The 17222-nt window shown below is 60.0% G+C and carries 9 protein-coding genes and 1 pseudogene; 4 read left to right on the plus strand and 6 right to left on the minus strand.

All coding sequences use genetic code 11. From position 1 onward, the window contains the following. Window positions 1-131: 131 nt before the first annotated feature. The gene (gene nadA / locus JMV15_RS19680; RefSeq protein ID WP_003193840.1) at window positions 132-1190 is read right to left on the minus strand and encodes a quinolinate synthase NadA; all 1059 of its coding nucleotides are present in this window, start codon (window positions 1188-1190) and stop codon (window positions 132-134) included. Window positions 1191-1707: 517 nt separating this feature from the next. Between nadA and JMV15_RS19685 the strand changes: the two genes are divergently transcribed. From JMV15_RS19685 to JMV15_RS28425, 4 genes and pseudogenes are all read left to right on the plus strand, one after another. Next, window positions 1708-3378 (plus strand): ShlB/FhaC/HecB family hemolysin secretion/activation protein, encoded by a 1671-nt coding sequence (locus JMV15_RS19685; protein ID WP_231125724.1) that lies wholly within the window; start codon window positions 1708-1710, stop codon window positions 3376-3378. A 106-nt stretch (window positions 3379-3484) separates the two neighbouring features. Then, window positions 3485-8440 (plus strand): hemagglutinin repeat-containing protein, encoded by a 4956-nt coding sequence (locus JMV15_RS19690; RefSeq protein ID WP_038451326.1) that lies wholly within the window; start codon window positions 3485-3487, stop codon window positions 8438-8440. 482 nt (window positions 8441-8922) lie between these two features. Then, window positions 8923-11346, plus strand: coding sequence for a hypothetical protein (locus JMV15_RS19695; protein WP_038451328.1), 2424 nt, complete (start codon window positions 8923-8925; stop codon window positions 11344-11346). A 46-nt stretch (window positions 11347-11392) separates the two neighbouring features. Further along, window positions 11393-11479 (plus strand): annotated as a pseudogene (locus tag JMV15_RS28425) (outer membrane lipoprotein carrier protein LolA); the annotation flags it as partial. 36 nt (window positions 11480-11515) lie between these two features. Here JMV15_RS28425 and JMV15_RS19700 read toward each other — a convergent pair. From JMV15_RS19700 to JMV15_RS19720, 5 genes are all read right to left on the minus strand, one after another. Further along, complete coding sequence (locus JMV15_RS19700; protein ID WP_038451330.1) at window positions 11516-11977, minus strand: SRPBCC family protein; 462 nt, start codon at window positions 11975-11977, stop codon at window positions 11516-11518. 86 nt (window positions 11978-12063) lie between these two features. Next, window positions 12064-13611, minus strand: coding sequence for an MDR family MFS transporter (locus JMV15_RS19705; protein ID WP_038451332.1), 1548 nt, complete (start codon window positions 13609-13611; stop codon window positions 12064-12066). Then, complete coding sequence (locus tag JMV15_RS19710; protein ID WP_038451334.1) at window positions 13604-14776, minus strand: HlyD family secretion protein; 1173 nt, start codon at window positions 14774-14776, stop codon at window positions 13604-13606. The genes JMV15_RS19705 and JMV15_RS19710 overlap by 8 nt, the downstream gene beginning before the upstream one ends. Then, a complete protein-coding gene (locus JMV15_RS19715) occupies window positions 14773-16275 on the minus strand; it encodes a TolC family protein (RefSeq protein WP_038451335.1) in 1503 nt (500 codons plus the stop codon). Before JMV15_RS19715 ends, JMV15_RS19710 begins: the two co-directional genes overlap by 4 nt. Before the next feature lie 206 nt (window positions 16276-16481). Then, on the minus strand, window positions 16482-17222 hold the full coding sequence (locus JMV15_RS19720) for an AraC family transcriptional regulator (RefSeq protein WP_014719710.1): 741 nt from the start codon (window positions 17220-17222) through the stop codon (window positions 16482-16484).

Here is a 17222-nt window from a genome sequence, read left to right on the forward strand (position 1 = left end):
AGCGCATCACAGATCAACTGTGGGAGCTGGCTTGCCTGCGATAGCGGTCTTGCAGTCAAAACACCTGTGACTGTTACACCGCTATCGCAGGCAAGCTGGCTCCCACATTTTGATTTGTCTCAGCCTGAGGATCAGGCGTTGCCGGCCAGTTTCAACCGTGCTGCCTGGGTAAAGTCGAGCATGCGCTTGAGCGGCCGTACCGCCTGCGGAATCACCGCCGGTTCCACGAAGATCTCATTACTGCCCTCGCGCAGGCATTGCAACGTGCGCTCCAGCGTATTCATCGCCATCCACGGGCAATGCGCGCAACTGCGGCAGGCTGCACCGTTACCGGCGGTAGGCGCTTCGACGAAGACTTTGTCCGGGCACAGCTGCTGCATCTTGTAGAAGATGCCGCGGTCGGTGGCGACGATAAAGGTTTTGTTCGGCAAGCGTTGCGCTGCGGCGATCAGCTGGCTGGTGGAACCCACCGCGTCCGCCAGTTCGATCACCGAAGTCGGTGACTCCGGGTGCACCAGGATCGCTGCATCCGGGTAGAGCGCCTTCATGTCTTCGAGCTGCTTGGACTTGAACTCTTCGTGGACGATGCAGGCACCGTCCCACAGCAGCATGTCGGCACCGGTCTGGCGCTGGATGTAGGTGCCCAGGTGTTTGTCCGGGCCCCAGATAATGGTCTCGCCGTTGTCCATCAGGCTTTCGACGATTTCCAGCGCGCAGCTGGAGGTCACCACCCAATCCGCCCGGGCTTTGACCGCCGCCGAGGTGTTGGCGTACACCACCACGGTGCGCTCGGGGTGTTGATCGCAGAACGCGGAAAACTCATCCACCGGGCAACCCAGGTCCAGGGAGCAGGTGGCTTCCAGGGTCGGCATCAGGATGCGTTTTTCAGGCGTGAGGATCTTGGCGGTCTCCCCCATGAAACGCACGCCAGCCACCAGTACGGTCTTGGCAGGGTGGGCGGCACCGAAGCGCGCCATTTCCAGGGAGTCGGAAACACAGCCACCGGTTTCTTCGGCCAGGGCCTGAATCACCGGGTCGCAATAAAAGTGGGCAACCAACACCGCGTCCTGAGCCTTGAGCTCGGCGGCAATGGCGGTTCGCAGGCTCGCCTCTTCAGCAGCGCTGAGCACCTTGGGCTGCTTGGCGTCGAGGTGGGCTTGAACCAGTAGGCGTTCGGAAATGTGCGTCATGTTCGCAAGACCTGCAGGCGCAGTAGCGCGAAAGTCGAGTGTACCACCGGCTCCGGAGCCCTTCGGGCGCCGCCGGACGAAGTGTTTTTGTTCATCAAGCACGGGTAAAGCTTAAAGCTGCGCAAGGCTACAGAATATCCAATGGATTCAAAAGCCTAATCTGGTGACCGGCCAAGTGCCCGATCCCTGGCCGCGACACGCCGATTAGGCGATGCCTGCACAACAATCAAAACCGCCCCTTTCCCTCCCACACGCCTGAAAAATCAGGAATATCAGGCCCCCCACACCCTGGCGCGCCCTAATTTTGTGCATTTAAGCACTGAATTACGCGATTTTTCTTACGTCTTGTGTAATAAATCCTACAGCGATGTAACAAACCGTCGACCACTCACTCAAGTAGGGCAACTACCGCTGAGTTCAACGCTGGCTCAGACGGTATGGATCGTGTGTATTTCTACGTTAAGGATGTCGAGTGCCAAATCAGCTCTCAACCGGACACTTGTGTTGTATCCGTAATCTGGGCATCGCCCTGCTCTGCCTGTGGGCGCTGCCCGTGGCTGGCGCCGAGGTGCCGCAGCCAGGCCAGGAAGCCCTGCGCTTGCAGCAACAACAGCAACGCGACCTGCAGCAACTACAACTGGAGCAGCGCCAACGCCAGATGCAACGTGGCAGCTTCGGTACACCAGCGGCCACACCGGCCTTGCCCACGGACATCGCCAAGGATGAACACTGCTGGCCCTTGAGCGGTACACGCCTGGCCGGGGTCACGCTGTTCAGCCGTGCCGAGTTGGACAAACACATCGAGCCCTACGTGGCGCCTTGCATGGGCGTCACCCAGATCAACCGCCTGCTGGCCGAGATTACGCGGCTGTATGTCGAGGCCGGTTATATCGCCAGCCGCCCCTACCTGATCAGTGCACCCACCGCCGGGCAGCCGCTGGATATTCACGTCGAAGAAGGCTACCTGGAGACCATCGAGCTGGCCGACCAGAGCCTGCCGGTGTCATTGGGCGGGGCATTCCCCGGCATGCTCGGCAAACCACTGAACCTGCGAGACCTGGAACAGGGCCTGGACCAGCTCAACCGCCTGCGCTCGGTCGACCTCACCGCCGACATCGCCCCAGGCAGCACAGCGGGCGCCTCGCGCATCATCCTGCGCACGCGCAGCAGCGCCTCGCGCTGGGCCCTGGGCCTGGGGGTGGATAACCTCGGCAGCGCCGGCACCGGGCGGGATCGCAATGCAATCAACTTGAGCCTGGACAGCCCACTGCAAATCAACGACTCGCTCAACCTGAGCTTCAGCGACACGCTCAACCATGGGCCGCGCTACAGCCGCAGCCACAGCCTGTTCTACTCGATCCCCTACGGTTACTGGACCTACAGCCTGTTCGCCAGCCATGCCGAATACCGCTCGCCGTTCAAGCTCAGCCGCACCACGTTCTACAACAGTGGCCGCACCGATCAAGTCAGCCTGCGCAGCGACCGTGTGCTGTGGCGCGACCAGGGCCACCAACTGAGCGCCAACCTGCAACTGGCCTACAAAGACGTCGACAGCTACCTGCAAAAGGTACACCTGGACATCCAGAGCCCGACGCTGACCGTGGCCGAAGCGGGCCTGAACCTGTTCTGGCTCAACAGTGCGGTGTGGAACCTGGACGTCAACTACGCCCAGGGCCTGACCTGGTTCGGCGCCGATCGCGATGCCAGCCAGGTGCAGAAAAACCGGCCCAAGGCGCAGTTTCAAAAGTACCGCGCCAACCTCACCCAATGGCGCAACGGCCAATGGGCAGCGCAGCCATGGCAGTGGCAAAGCCAGTTATCGGTGCAGTACAGCCCGGATGCATTGCCCGCCATCGAACAACTGCTGATCACCGACGACTCGGCCGTGCGCGGCTACCGCGAAAACAGTACTTCCGGTGCCATTGGCACGGTATGGCGCAACACTTTGCGCCTGCCGCTCAACACTGACTTGCCGGTGAAGCTCACCCCGCGCCTGGGCCTGGACAACGGCTGGGTCAAGCACGAACACGGTGCCCGGAGCCAACGCCTGAGCGGCGCCAGCGCGGGGCTCAACCTGAGCTGGAAGAACGTGCAGCTCGACGTCGACTACCAACGCAACCTCAACACCCCTACAGGTTTTCGCCAGGAGCCGGAGGTCTGGCTGACGCGCCTTAGCGTGCAGATATGAGCTCACACCCGTTTTTTGCCTGAGTCACCGCCGTACCTGGCCACTCCAGCAGCGTTGCAACGAACAACGCGCGTCGTGGATCAGCCAACACAGAGCGAGATTATTTATGCCGACTACTCCACACAGCTTCCACCTTTCACCCCAGGGCAAACTGCGCTGGGCCATCGCCAGCCTGTTCCTGCTGCCGCAACTCGCGCTCGCCGCAGGCTTGACCGTCGTCGAAGGCCCTGGCGGCACGCCGCAACTGCAAAACCAGGGCGGTGTACCCATCGTCAACATCGTCGCGCCGAACGCCGGTGGCCTGTCCCATAACCAGTTTTTGGACTACAACGTCGACCGCCAGGGCCTGGTGTTGAACAACGCCTTGCAGGCTGGCCAGTCCCAACTCGCCGGGCAGTTGGCAGCCAACCCGCAGTTCCAGGGCCAGGCGGCGAGCGTGATCCTCAATGAAGTGATCAGCCGCAACGCCTCGACCCTCAATGGCGCCCAGGAGATTTTTGGCCAGGCAGCCGATTACGTGCTGGCCAACCCTAACGGCATTTCGGTGAATGGCGGCAGTTTCATCAACACGCCCAATGCCAACCTGGTGGTCGGCCGCCCTGAACTCAACGACGGCAAGCTGCAAGCCTTGAGCACCCGCGATGCCAACGGCCAACTGACAGTGCAAGGCCAGGGCCTGCACAATCGCGAGGGCTCTATCAACCTGATCGCGCCGCGCATCGACAGCGAAGGTCGCCTCAGCGCCCGCGATCAATTGAACCTCACGGTGGGCCGTAATCAGGTCGATTTCGCTAGCGGGCAAGTGCGCCAGGTCGACCCGGCCAGCAAGACCCAGGACCAACGCATCGACGCACGCCTGTTCGGCGCCATGCAGGCCGGGCGCATCAACATCATCAGCACCGCCGAGGGCGCCGGTGTGCGTGTGGGCGGTGTGCAGGTGCAAGGCACTGACGGGGTGAAGATCAGTTCGGCCGGCGACCTCGACATCAGCGGCCAAGTGCATGCCGACAGCCTCGACGCCACCCGCGCTGGCGTGCACAGCCGTCAGGGCGATGTCGATTTGCACAGTGCCAAGGACTTGAACCTGGCCGCCACCGACGTCAGCGGGCGCAACGTCAAACTCGACGCCAGCCGCAACCTGACCCTCAGCAGCCTGGAAAGCCGCAAGCTCCAGGAAAAGCGTGAGCAGTGGAACAACAGCAACTTCTTGTTCACCTACGAAACCTACGACCGCACCACCACCGACAAAGACTCGCGCCAGCACGGCAACAAGGTCGTGGCGCAACAGGACGCGGCGCTGTCTTCCGGCGCCAACACCGAGATCAAAGCCAGCCATGTGGAAGCGGGCAACACTCTGCGCGTCGACAGCGGCGCAGACCTTCAGGTGAACGCCGCCACCGAAACCCATGAAAGCCGCGACCAGGGCAACCATCGCAAACACCTGTGGAAAGCCAACTGGGATAAATCCAGCAGCGAACAACGCAGCATCACCAGCAGCCTCAAGGCCGGAAAGACACTAGAGCTGACCAGCCAACAGAAGCTGCAAGTGCAAGGCGCCGAGCTGAAAACCCCCGGCGATATTCAACTGGCCGCCCGGCACGTGGAAATCACCAGCGCCAGCCGTACCCAGAGCAGCCGCGACAACGCCTACTCCGGCGACCTCACCGGTGGCAGCTTCTTCGGCAAGCAAGGCGACGGTGACCAGGGCAAGACGTCGAACACCGGCAGCAAGGTCAACGCCGACGGCAAGCTGATCGTCAAGGCCGACGACGTGCGCATCAGCGGTAGCCAGGCCCGTGGCGGCAAGCAGGCCAATGTCATCAGCGACAAAGGTTCGCTGGTGATCGACGGCGTCCAGGACAGCTCCCACGACAACCGCTACAACAATGACAGCAAATTCTTCGGCCTCTCCAAGGATGAAAGCCGCAAGAACCTCAAGGACAGCACCGTGGTTGCCAGCGACCTGCGCTCGGACAGCAACCTCAAGCTGCAAAGTGCCAAGGACATCACCGTCAGTGGCTCCCAGGTAGCCGCCGCGGGTGAACTGCAAGCGGATGCCAAGGGCGATATCAAGGTCGTTGCCGCCGAGAACACCACCCACGACACCACTCGCACCCATAGCCGTGGCTTCGATGGCTACGCCAAGGAAACCGAGGGCGTCAGCCGCCAGTACCGTGCGGGGTTGAGCTATGAAGACCAGCAGCAAACCCGCAAGACCGACACCACCCAGCAGCAGGGTTCCAGCCTCAAGGGCGGCAGTGTCGTAGTAAAGGCCGGTGGCGATGTGAGCATCCAGGGTTCGGACCTCAAGGCAACCGCAGGCGATGCCACCCTGAGCGGCAACAACGTCGAGCTGTTGGCCGCCCACGACAAGCGCACCGAAGCCGTCGACACCACCACCACCGGCGGCAGTTTCTATTACACCGGCGGCATTGATCGGGCAGGCAGTGGCGCTCAGTTCAGCCACCAAAGCAGCCAAGACACCACTGAAAAAACCACCGCGCAAACCAGCACCGTGGCCGCGACCGGCAAGCTGACCATCAACGCTGGCAACACCTTCACCAGCGAGGGTGCACAGGCCAAGGCCGGCGCCGAACTGCAGGTCAACGCGGGTCAGATCGACAACCAGGCTGCCCATTCCACCGAGACCAGCACCCACAAGGAAAACGGCTGGACCGCCGATGTTGGCGCCAATGTGGAATACAAAGGCATTACCCGCCCGATCGAAAAAGCCGTCGAGGGCGTGGCCCAGGCCAAGTTCCATCAGCCCGGTTTGCTGGACGCGTTCGAGCAACCCAATGTCGGCCTGGATGTGGAAGTCGGGCACACGAACAAAACCGGCACAACGCAAGACAGCACCGCCGTGGTCAGCCAGTTCAGTGGCGCCGCGGTGCAGGTCAATGCAGCCGGCACGTTGCAGGACGAGGGCACCCAGTACCGCGCCACCGAGGGCGGGCTGAACATCAAGGCCGGCGAGCACCTGGCCACGGCAGCGGCCAACACCCACAGCAGCAGCGAGCAAAGCGTGGACGCCAAGGCTGGCGTGCGGGTCTATACCACCACCGGCGAAGACGTGAATGTGCGCGGCAGCGGCCTGGGCGGCAGCAGCGATGTGCGCGAATCCACCAGCACGGCGGTGCTCGGCAGCTATGTGGCCAGCCAAGGCGTGAGCATCGAGGCCAAGGGCGATGCCCGTTATGAAGGCAGCCAGTTCGACGGCGGCCAGGCCGGGGTTAACCTCAAGACCGGCGGTGAGCTGGCGCTCAACCAGGCCACCAACACCCAGAGCAAAAACAGCAGCACGCTGCGCGGCAACGGCTCACTGACGGTGGGCACCGCGCCCGGTGCGAATGGCAGCAACATCAACCTCGGTGCCGGCGTGCAGTTGGATAACAAGCGCCTGGACACCCAGAACAGCCAGGCACAGGTCGCGACCATTCAAGGCAGCGGCCCCGTTCAGTTCAGCAGCGGCGCAGACATGACCCTGCAAGGCACGCAGATCGGCAGCACGGGCGCAAAGGCTGGCGATATCAGCCTCAATGCCGGCGGCAAGCTGGACCTGCAAGCCGCCACCGACAGCCACGTCAGCAACGGCAGCAACCTGGGCGGCGGTCTGACCCTCGGTGCCGGCAAGACCAGCAGCGCCGAAAGCAGCAGCAAGACCGGCAGCCTCAGCGCCAATTTCAATATTGGTAAAGTGGCGGAGAACGACAAGAGCGCGGTCGTCGGGCAATTGCACAGCAGCGGCAAGGTCAGCCTCGCCAGTGGCGCTGAGGCAACCGATGCCATCCACTTGCAGGGCACTCAGGTCAGCGCAGCCAGCGTTAGCCTGGATGCGCAAAACGGCGGCATCCTGCAAGAGTCCGCACAATCGACCCAGGCCCATAACAGCTGGGGCGTGACCCTGGGCGCAGGCGCCAGCATCGGCAAAACCACCTTGGCCGACGCCGGTGAACATGAGACACCCAAGACCCAGCGCGGCATCAATGCGCGGGCCAAGGTCGATGTGGATCACTTGCAAGGCACCACGCAGCACAACAGCGTGATCACGGCGGGTGACGTCACCCTCAACAGTGGCGGCGATACCCATCTGGCCGGAGCGCGTATCGACGCCGACAAGGTGCACGGCACGGTGGGCGGCGACCTCGTCGTCGAAAGCCGCAAGGACCACGTCAACAGCACCCAGGTGAATGTTGACGCCAGGCTGGATGTCGAGAAGAACCAGCCGGGGGTGGTGGATAAGCTGGCCAAAACCAGCGGCCCCCTGAAGGACAAGGTACAAGCCAAGGCTGAAGGTGCGTTCGACAAGCATCGCGACAAGCTGGAGAACGTCGTCGACAAAGGCACCGGGCACCTGGCTTCGGCCAAGGACAGCGTGGTCAACAGCGTGGTCAATGCCAAGGAACGCCTGGGCGAAAAACTCACCCGCAGTGGCAGCTACGACGTGAACCCGCAACCCCGTGGCGCCTTCGGTACTCGCGTGGACAAGGCCAAGGCTTACCTGGCAGACAAGACCGACGCCCTGGGCACACGCCTGTCTGGCTTCAAGGATAAGGTCTGGCCAAAAACCAGCGACAGCTACACCGTCAGTGGCAAAGACACCACCGGCAGCAAGGTGGCCAACACCGCCGAAAGCGTGTTGTTCGGCGACAAGAGCGGCAACACCAGCTACACCCCGACCCTGTATCTGGACGTCAGCCATGTGGTCAAGGACAGCGTCGCCCAGGCGTCAGGCATTCGCGCAAGCCAGGGCGTCAACCTGCAGGTGAAGGGTGATACCCAGCTCACGGGCGCGCGGATCAGTGCGCCCAATGGCAAGGTTGAGCTGGGTGGCTCCAAGGTGACTGCAACCACACTGGCCGGCAGCGACTACCGTGCCGATGTCGGGCTGAACGTTTCGAAGTCACCGGTCAACCTGGCCCTGGGCGCCAAGGACGAACTGACCCAGAAACACGACGACGCCACGCGCAAGGACCAAGCCTTAAATCTGGGCCCGCTGCGAGCGGGTGGGCACAGTGAGAGCCAGGCCTTGCAGGCGGGGATTGATCAGGCCATCAACTAAAGGGTAAAGCCACCCCACTGTAGGAGCGAGCTTGCTCGCGAAGAACGTTAACGATGATGCTGGCATGCTTGGAGTACACGGCGCCCTCAGGTTTTTCGCGAGCAAGCTCGCTCCACAGGCACATTCTCAGCGTGCCAGCCGGCGCGCTCAGTTGTACGCTTTTTCTCGGGTCGCTGTAGGTTGGTCCTTATGATCGCGTTCTTACAAACAAAGCACACCCAGAAAGTGGAACCTTTCACAGACCTCAACCACCCAACAAAAAACTAACCTCATGCGGATATTTTCAAACAAGAGAAAATAAGCTCGACAGACGGACGCACCAGAAAATTCAGCGCTTCCCTTTGGCGTCTATAACCATAAACAGAGGTTAAACAGTGAGCCCGTTAAAAGGGTATGGCATGTTAGTGCAGTGCACACACGCCCGCCGAACGACTGCGTTTAAAGCTATATCGTTGATCTCATATAAATAAAGTGACCCAGCAATGAATATATTCTCGCCCGTGCCACAGCCACTCAGCAACTATCCCCATACAACAAATGCTGAACACCGTCGCTCCACTCGGGCAATTGACGATGCACCGCCAGTCAAAAATACACTTCCGGACGCGCCGAGCGCCTCGGAAGATAAAAAGCTGGGGCTGGGACAAAAACCGATCCCTGCGCCCGCCCCCGACCATGAGTTAGATTTCGCCAAGGGAGTCATTTATGGCTCTGTCAGCGTTTCCCCTCACACAGCAAGTTATACGCACCAGGAACAGCTACAGAGGATTGACGCTTACGCCGACCGTGTTGTCACGCAAATCAAGAAAATAGAAGAAAGCGGTGAAGAAAACGAAAGTAATATCAGGTTCCAGAAAACTCGCCCGTTCCTGGAGCCTGCCGGTTATTTCAGCGGCGGGTTATTGGCTGCCGGGTTCGACCCGCATGAAAAAATCACTGTAACCTTCAAAAGTTACGTTGGAAAATGGAAGCCGGAAGTCGAGACCAACACCGATACACGCACCTATTTTGCATGGGAAATTGCAGCCGGTGCTCTTAAGCACGATAAACCACCGGGAGGTGGCCTGCTCAACTTCCAGACCATGGAAATCAAGCCGCAAGACCGGAGCAAGATCAACGATCTGGAAGCGCTGGGTGCGAAGCTACAAAATCATTGGCAAGATGATGTCGCCTCCACCATGAGCGACGAGACGGGCGAATTGGCGAAGCACTCGGGAAAAGCCGATGCTTATGTTGTGCTGGGAACTTTGCAAGGCCTGCGTAACGACAAAGATGCGTATAAAATGCTATCGCCTGAAGGCCGATCAGCCGTTGAACGCACGCTAGACAATAAGGGAAATGTCGTCATACCCAACATATACGGTTATCCACTGGCCGGGTATGCGTTTATTCCTTATGTCAACTATCACGACAATTATGACACCCGCCCCAATCAAGGCCTGATGCTCGACTTGAAGAACGGCACAGTCAGCGAAATACGCGGAGACGATGATTTTGCTCGTTGGGCCAAAGACAACCGTGATGCCTTAAAAGCCAGCTTTAACGCCGAAGACAGACAAGGCGGAAAGGATGCTCATTGGCCATCAGCGAGCAGTGTGCTCGAAAATTTGATTGAGGGTAATCATGCGCACTATCCGGGACGCAAAAATCTACTCAGCGACAAACAGATTCCGGTTAGAGAGTTATTTAATTACACTCAATCGCGAAAGAAAACCTACCATTTAAAATTTGGAGATCTGAAATCTGGCATTGCCAGCAATTATCAAAAGATCAACGCCAACAATGCCGTGTGGGCCGATCAAACAGAGGTATTTGGTTCCTCGAAGCAAACGTGGAAGGAAGCCAAAGAATTATGGGGGCGCACCTTCGGCTATGTGCCCATCCTTGGAAACGCGGGCAATATTGTCTTCGGTACCCATGATTCCATTTATGGTATGACCGCCGACGATCGTGTTGGCGGCACAGCGGCTGCAGTGATATCGGGCTTGCAGCTGGCGCACGAACTCGCACCATTTGGAGCTGAGGCTGGGTTGGGCGAAGCACCCTCCGCATCGACTATCGCTGGCAGCGAACATTACGGCTGGAAATACAATGAGCAAAGCAACCGTTTTGATTTCGTGAGGAAAGTAAACGCCGCGAATGACAGCGACGTGTCCTCCGTCGCCAATACCGCACCAAGCGAACCGGATACACCACACGTCAGTGAAGGTGTCCCTCCGACAATCGAAATACCAAACAGTAAGCGCTCACTTCTGACATCCGTAGAGAACTTACCGACCGGCGAAGCGCTTTTTTCCACTGTGGATAAAAACGTAGTACTAAGTGGAGAGCTTAACGAGCTAAATTCCCTTGACGAAAAACTTTATACATTTACCGACTTCAACAAAAACGGCCGTCAAGAACGACTCAACATCCTGGTGCACGGAAGCGTCGACCCGGCTACTGGCATCTCGAAAGTTTCATACAACGGAAAACTCAATACGCCACAAGAGTTACTTCAGACACTTCATGACTCGGGCATTTACCCGGAAACGTTTGACAACGTAAGGCTACTGTCATGTGACTCTGCAAGTGGTGGAGATGCGTCCTTCGCGGCGGAGTTTCAGAAGCTCATAGGGCGCCCTGTCAAGGGCTATAGCGGCACCCTCACCGCCAACCTAGTACCGGAAGATATAAATGCTGCGATTGTAAAAGTAGAAAATATCTATCTGGACACCCTGAAAAAAAATCAGAACACTCCACTGACTGACGCTGATAAGGCATTGGCCAGATCCGAAGCGGAAAAATACGTCTCCCGAGAAATGGCAAAAAACAGAAACTTCAAACCGGCAAAGAAAAACCCCCATTGGAATCCGTTTAAATGGTGGGCTTTTACTTATAAACCCGAGACCTTTCCAAAACCATAAACGGTGGGCACTGTCGGGGAAGGCCCACCCCACTGTAGGAGCGAGCTTGCTCGCGAAAGACGTTAACGATGACGCTGGCATGTTGAGAGTACGCGGCGCCCTCAGGTTTTTCGCGAGCAAGCTCGCTCCTACCTAGGCACATTCTCAGCGTGCCACCCTGCGCGTCATGTCAGTTGAAGAGTGCCTGTACGTTCTTCATCGCGTCATCGGCAAAGCCTTGCAGGAAGGCTTCGAACGCCGGTACGTCTTCCTTGCCGCCCGTGTAGGGCTGACCAATGATGGTCCAGGTCGCCAGGCTCTGGTTCGGGCCTTGTGGCACCACCTCCATCAGCGCCCACAGGTTGCCGATGTTCAGCGAGGTGTAAATCAGCGACCAGGTCATGGTCATGGCTTGGTCGTCATGGCTGTTGAGTTGCTCGATCACCACATTGCCGTCCTTGAACAGCTTTTTGCGTACCGAACGCACGCCCTCGCCCGTCATCTCGATATGGGACAAGGCCGGAATAAACTTCGCGAAACCGGCGAAATCTCCGACGACATTCCACACACTGCGAGCATCGCCCTTCACGCTGACGCTGGCGACGACAGGGTTGCCCACCGGGTTGCGAACCAGGGTATCGGGTTGTTGCATGAGAGAACTCCTTTTTTCCGAAGGGCGGATAGTGGGCGCCTACCAAATGCAGTGGGCTGTACAAGTTCAACACCTGCTTGGCGTGGTTATCCGCTCTTGGCTGACTGCCGTAATGCCAAGGCTGCTACCCCGCACACGATCAACGCAATACAGGACACATAAAACGCATCGCTGTAGGCCATCAGGTACGCCTCACGACGCACGGTGTGGATCAAGCCCTCAAGGACCTGCTGTTGAGCGGGTAATAGCTGGTTGAAGATAAAAGCCTCGCTGTCAGCCATGCTGGCGCGCAGGCGCTCCTGAAAGGACGGGGAAAACAGCGTGATCGACTCCCCTACCCGCTCAGAGTGAAAGCGCTCGCGCATGGCCACGATCTGCGTCAGGCCCGCGGTACCCACGGCACCACCCAGGTTGCGCAGCATGGAGAACAAGGCCGAGGCGGAGCCGGCTTCATCTTTGGCCAGGCCAGACACCGCGAGCACGGAAAGCGCCACCATGATCAGCGGCTGCCCGATGCCCCGTACCACGGTGGACGGAATAATCACGTTGGCGGCGCTGTCCACGTCCAGGTGCGCGCCGAGGTAGCACCCCAGGGCCATAATGAAAAAGCCACTGGCGACCATCAGTTTCGGGTTGAGCCACTTCATCAGGCGCGGCATGAACGGCGCCAGTACCAGCTGCACCATGCCGTAGGCGATCAGGCTGATGCCAATCTCCCGGGCGTTGTAGCCCTGCAGTTGGGACAGGTAATTGGGCACCAGGAACACCAGGCCGAAAGTCGCCCCGCCAAAGATGAACATCGCTGCGCTGGCCACGCCGAAGTTGTAGCTCTTGAGCAGGCGCAGGTTGATGAAGGAGCGACTGCCATACAACTGCGACAGCACGAAGTACACCAGGGCCACGCCGGCCACCAGTGACATCCACACAATGAAATCGGAGCCAAACCAGTCCTTGCGGCCACCTTCTTCCAGCACAATCTGCAAGCCACCCAGGCCGACGATCATGGCGATGATCCCGCCCCAGTCGCCGCGTTTGAGCAGGCTCAACTGCATGGGCTTGGCATCGATCGACCATGCCACCGCCAACAGCAAGAGAATGCCGGGGGCCAGTTGCAGGTAAAAGATCCAGCGCCAGGAATAGGCATCGGTCAGCCAGCCACCAATGGACGGCCCGGCGGCCTGGGCGACGCTGTTGGACAGCGCGAACAAGGCCATGCCCATCGCGATCTTGCTGGGCGGCAGTTCAGTGATGATCAGCTGGAATGACAAGGGAATCAGCACTGCGCCGGCGGCGCCCTGGATCACCCGAATGATGATCATCACTTCCAGGTTGGGCGCCCAGGAGCAGGCAATGGACGCCACCAAAAACACAAACGAGCCCACGAGCATCACACGCCGCAGAGAGAACACCTGCACCAACCAGGCGGTCAGCGGGATCATCACGATTTCCGCGACCAGGTAGGCGGTGGAAATCCACGAGCCTTCTTCGAACGTCGCCCCCAGGGAGCCTTCGATCTCCGGCAGCGCGGCGCTGGTCACGTGCACGTTCATGCCGGCCATGAAACAACCGAACAGCCCACCGATCACGGCCACCCAGGCGCGAAAGGAGACGCTCTTTTCAGCCGCTTCAGTCATGTGCAGCGCCCTGCTTATCTGGGCGGGTGTCCACCGTGGTGATGACCGACATGCCCGGCAGGATAGGTCCGCCTTCGTCATGCTCATCAATGACGATTTTCACTGGAAAGCGTTGCACGATCTTGGTGAAGTTGCCGGTGGCGTTATCCGACGGCAACAGTGCGAACACCGCTCCAGAGCCTGGCGAGAAGCTCACCACATGGCCTTTGAGCTTGCGTCCCGAATAACTGTCGACGCTGATATCCACCGGTTGGCCGGCACGCATATCGCGCAATTGGGTTTCTTTGTAGTTGGCCACGACGTAAGCCTGCTGCAAGGGCACCACCGCCAGCAGCGGCAACCCTGGCGCGACGTATTGGCGGGTACGCACTTTGCGCTGCCCCACCACGCCGTCAATGGGTGAGCGGATCAAGGTGTCTTCCAGGGCATGCGTCGCCAGGTTCAACTGCGCCTCAGCCTGGCTGCGCCGGGCTATCTGTTGCTGGAGCGAGGCCTGGGCCCATTGACGGCGGGTGACGGCCACGGTCAAGCGGGTTTCCTGTTGCAGCTGCATCGCTTTGGCAATTTCCACCGCAGCGTTGGCCTGGGTGTAACTGGCGGCGGCCGTTTCCAGACGCTGTGCGCTGGCGGCGTGTTCGCGCACCAAACCTTCGTAGCGACGCTGGTCGAGACCTGCGCGGCGCAATTCAGCGGCCACACTGCGGGCGTGTGCCTCAGCCTGGGCAACGCCGGCCTTTTGCTGGGCGATCAGGCTGTCAGTGACTTTCAAGTTGGCCTCTTGCGCCGCCACCGAGGCCTGGGTCTCGGCCAGTTCTGCGCGGGCTTGTGCCAAACGGGCCTGGTAGTCACGGTCCTCGATGCGCACCAGCACATCCCCCGCCTTGACCGGCTGATCGTCCTCTACCATCACCTCGGCCACGTAGCCTGAGACCTTCGGGCTGATGGGAATCCAGTCGGCCCGCACATACGCATCATCGGTCTGCTCCAGGTAGCGGCCGACGGTCATCCAATACACGCCGAACACCACCGCCGCGATCAACAGCGCGGCGCCGCCCAGCAGGATCAGGTTCCTTTTTCGCCGTTGCTTACGCGCATGCATGAGTTGCTCGAGCACATTCTCCTGCTCGTCCTGGACTGCAGTTTTTTCATCAACGGCGATATTCATGGCTGGGTACCGGAAGAAGGGATGGACGCATGGGTGGGCGCAGCGGCCGGGGTTACGACGGCGCCGGACTGCCAACCGCCGCCAAGGGCACGGAACAGGCCGATCTGGCGTTGCAGTAACTGGCCATCGGCGTCGGCGCGCGTGGCCTGCAAGCGGATCAGTTCTCGCTCACTGTCCAGCACGTCGAGAAAGTCGATAGAACCTGCGTCATAGTTGAATTGGGCCAACTTGTAGGCTTGGCGGCTGCTGTACAGCGCCCGGCTCAAGGCCGCGTGGCGCTGCCGCTCGCCGTCGTACAACGCCAGGGCCTGGCGCACCTCCTTGAGGGCCTTGAGGACGCTGGCCTCGAACTGTGCGACCTCCACCTGCTCGAGTGCCCGTGCCTGCTTGACTCGCGCGCGGTTGGCCTGCCAATTAGGGAACTGCCAGGTAATCAGCGGGCCGATGCCGAACATCACCGCACGGTTGTCCCCCAGCTCATGGGGTTTGTTGGTCGAGGAGGACACTGAAGCACCGAACGTCACCTTGGGGTACAGGTCGGCCTGGACAATATCCACTTGCAGCGTGGCCGCCTGCAACGCGCGCTCGGCCTGCCGGACGTCAGGGCGGCGTGCCAATAATTGCCAGCCATCGCCCACCGGTAACTCGGCATTGAGTTGTGGCACCACTTCACACGTTGCGGCGCCAGAGCCTTGTTCAAGATCAGCGACGCCCGTCAGCATGGCCAATTCGTAGAGCGCGGCTTGTCGACGCGCCTCCAACATCGGCAGCAGCGCCTGGGTTTCGCCTTGCAGGGCTTGCATGCGGCTGTATTCAAGGTCTGTCACCACACCGGCCTGGCGCTGGCGATCGGTCAACGCCAGGCTATGCGCGACCACGTCCAACGAATGGCGCTGGACCTTGGCACGCGCGCCCAGGGCGCAGGCATTCACATAGGCGCGAGTGGTTTGCGCCACGACCGTGATGCGCAGCAAGTCTTCGGCATCCTGCGCCGCTGCGGTTTGCACGTGGGCACGTTCAATGGTGCGCTGAACCTGGCCCCACACATCCACTTGATAAGCCAGCTCGAAGCCTGGGTTGAATGCCCACTCTGACGGCGCATGGCTATCGGTGGCCTTGGCCAGCGTCTGGTCATCGGCCGTCTTGCCATAAGCGGCCCCCAGCGACGCCTGGGTGGACGGCCAGCGCTCGGCATCGGCCTGCTGGATCCCGGCCAGCATCGCCTGCACATGGGCCTGGGCCGCCGCCAGGTCGCGGTTGTGCAGCAGGGCCTTTTGCACCAGCGCGTCGAGTTGCGGATCGTTGTACAACTGCCACCAGCGCTCAGGTAACGCTTGGGCCGAGACACCTTGGGGCAGGTGACTCAGGGCATTGATGCGTTCCGGATGTGGCTGTGCCGGTGTATGGGCGACCCAGGACGAACAACCCGCCAATAACGCCACCGCCATGCCAAGCAGCGAAAGACGGCAATGCCGTGGGAAAAGAGAAGGCGAACCCATCGAAGAAATCCAGAATGCCAAGTAGAGACGCAGGGTAAGAGAGCAACCGGTTGCGCATCTCCCGAGTTCCAGACAACCATCGTTTCGATTGGGACAATGTGCCGGCGCGCCCTCTGGGCCGCAGGCTCCACCAGGCACAGGTAAACATGGCCCTGCCTGGAGGCGGGGCCATGTTCAAAAGGAGGTGGTGCTATCGCCAGGTAGATTCAGACCAAGCGACAGTTACTCGGGGTGTAGCCCATGGTGCGTTTGAACATCGCGGTAAATGCACTCGGACTCTGGTAACCGTGCTCCAATGCCACTTCCAGGATGGAAGCGCCACTGGCAAGCCGCTGCATGCTGAGCAGCAGCCGCGTGCGCTTGCGCCACTCGCCGTAACTCATGCCCAACTCTTTCTGGAACAGCCGAGCCAGGGTGCGTGAACTCATATTGAGCTGCACCGCCCAACTCTCCAGTTTCGACTCCTGAGAAGGGTTGTCGATAAAGTCCGCACACAGTGACTTGAGCCTCGGCTCGTCCGGTATCGGCACGTGAGCCAGCACCCTTTGCGCACGGTCAAGTTCCGAGAAAATCAGCTCCACAATCTGCACATGACGCAACGACGCCGCCTGGCTGTCAGGCTCATCGCCCGCAGCCACAATCAGCTCGCGCAACAAGGGTGAAACCCTGATGACCTCGCATTCCTCCGTCAAACGACGGTGCGCTCCCGGCGAGATCAACAAAGTGCGCATGCGCACTTCGCCGGTCATGCGGATCTGATGCTCCAAACCTGAAGGCACCCACAGCGCATGCCCGGAAGGTACCACCCAGGTGGTCTCCTCCACCGACACAAGCATCACACCGTTGATGGCGTAGACCAGTTGGCCTTCGTCATGTCGATGCGAGGCCACGATGTCACCGTGGCCATAATTACCGGCAAGTGCCGCCAATGCGGTATGCGCGTTCAT

The organism is Pseudomonas paracarnis (assembly GCF_904063055.1).
GTDB lineage: Bacteria > Pseudomonadota > Gammaproteobacteria > Pseudomonadales > Pseudomonadaceae > Aquipseudomonas > Aquipseudomonas paracarnis.

Coding starts and splice junctions, on each gene's coding strand:
- JMV15_RS19710 (WP_038451334.1), bottom strand. CDS start 14,776: ATGAATATCGCCGTTGATGAAAAAACTGCAGTCCAGGACGAGCAGGAG.
- JMV15_RS19705 (WP_038451332.1), bottom strand. CDS start 13,611: ATGACTGAAGCGGCTGAAAAGAGCGTCTCCTTTCGCGCCTGGGTGGCC.
- JMV15_RS19715 (WP_038451335.1), bottom strand. CDS start 16,275: ATGGGTTCGCCTTCTCTTTTCCCACGGCATTGCCGTCTTTCGCTGCTT.
- JMV15_RS19700 (WP_038451330.1), bottom strand. CDS start 11,977: ATGCAACAACCCGATACCCTGGTTCGCAACCCGGTGGGCAACCCTGTC.
- JMV15_RS19690 (WP_038451326.1), top strand. CDS start 3,485: ATGCCGACTACTCCACACAGCTTCCACCTTTCACCCCAGGGCAAACTG.
- nadA (WP_003193840.1), bottom strand. CDS start 1,190: ATGACGCACATTTCCGAACGCCTACTGGTTCAAGCCCACCTCGACGCC.
- JMV15_RS19720 (WP_014719710.1), bottom strand. CDS start 17,222: ATGAACGCGCATACCGCATTGGCGGCACTTGCCGGTAATTATGGCCAC.
- JMV15_RS19695 (WP_038451328.1), top strand. CDS start 8,923: ATGAATATATTCTCGCCCGTGCCACAGCCACTCAGCAACTATCCCCAT.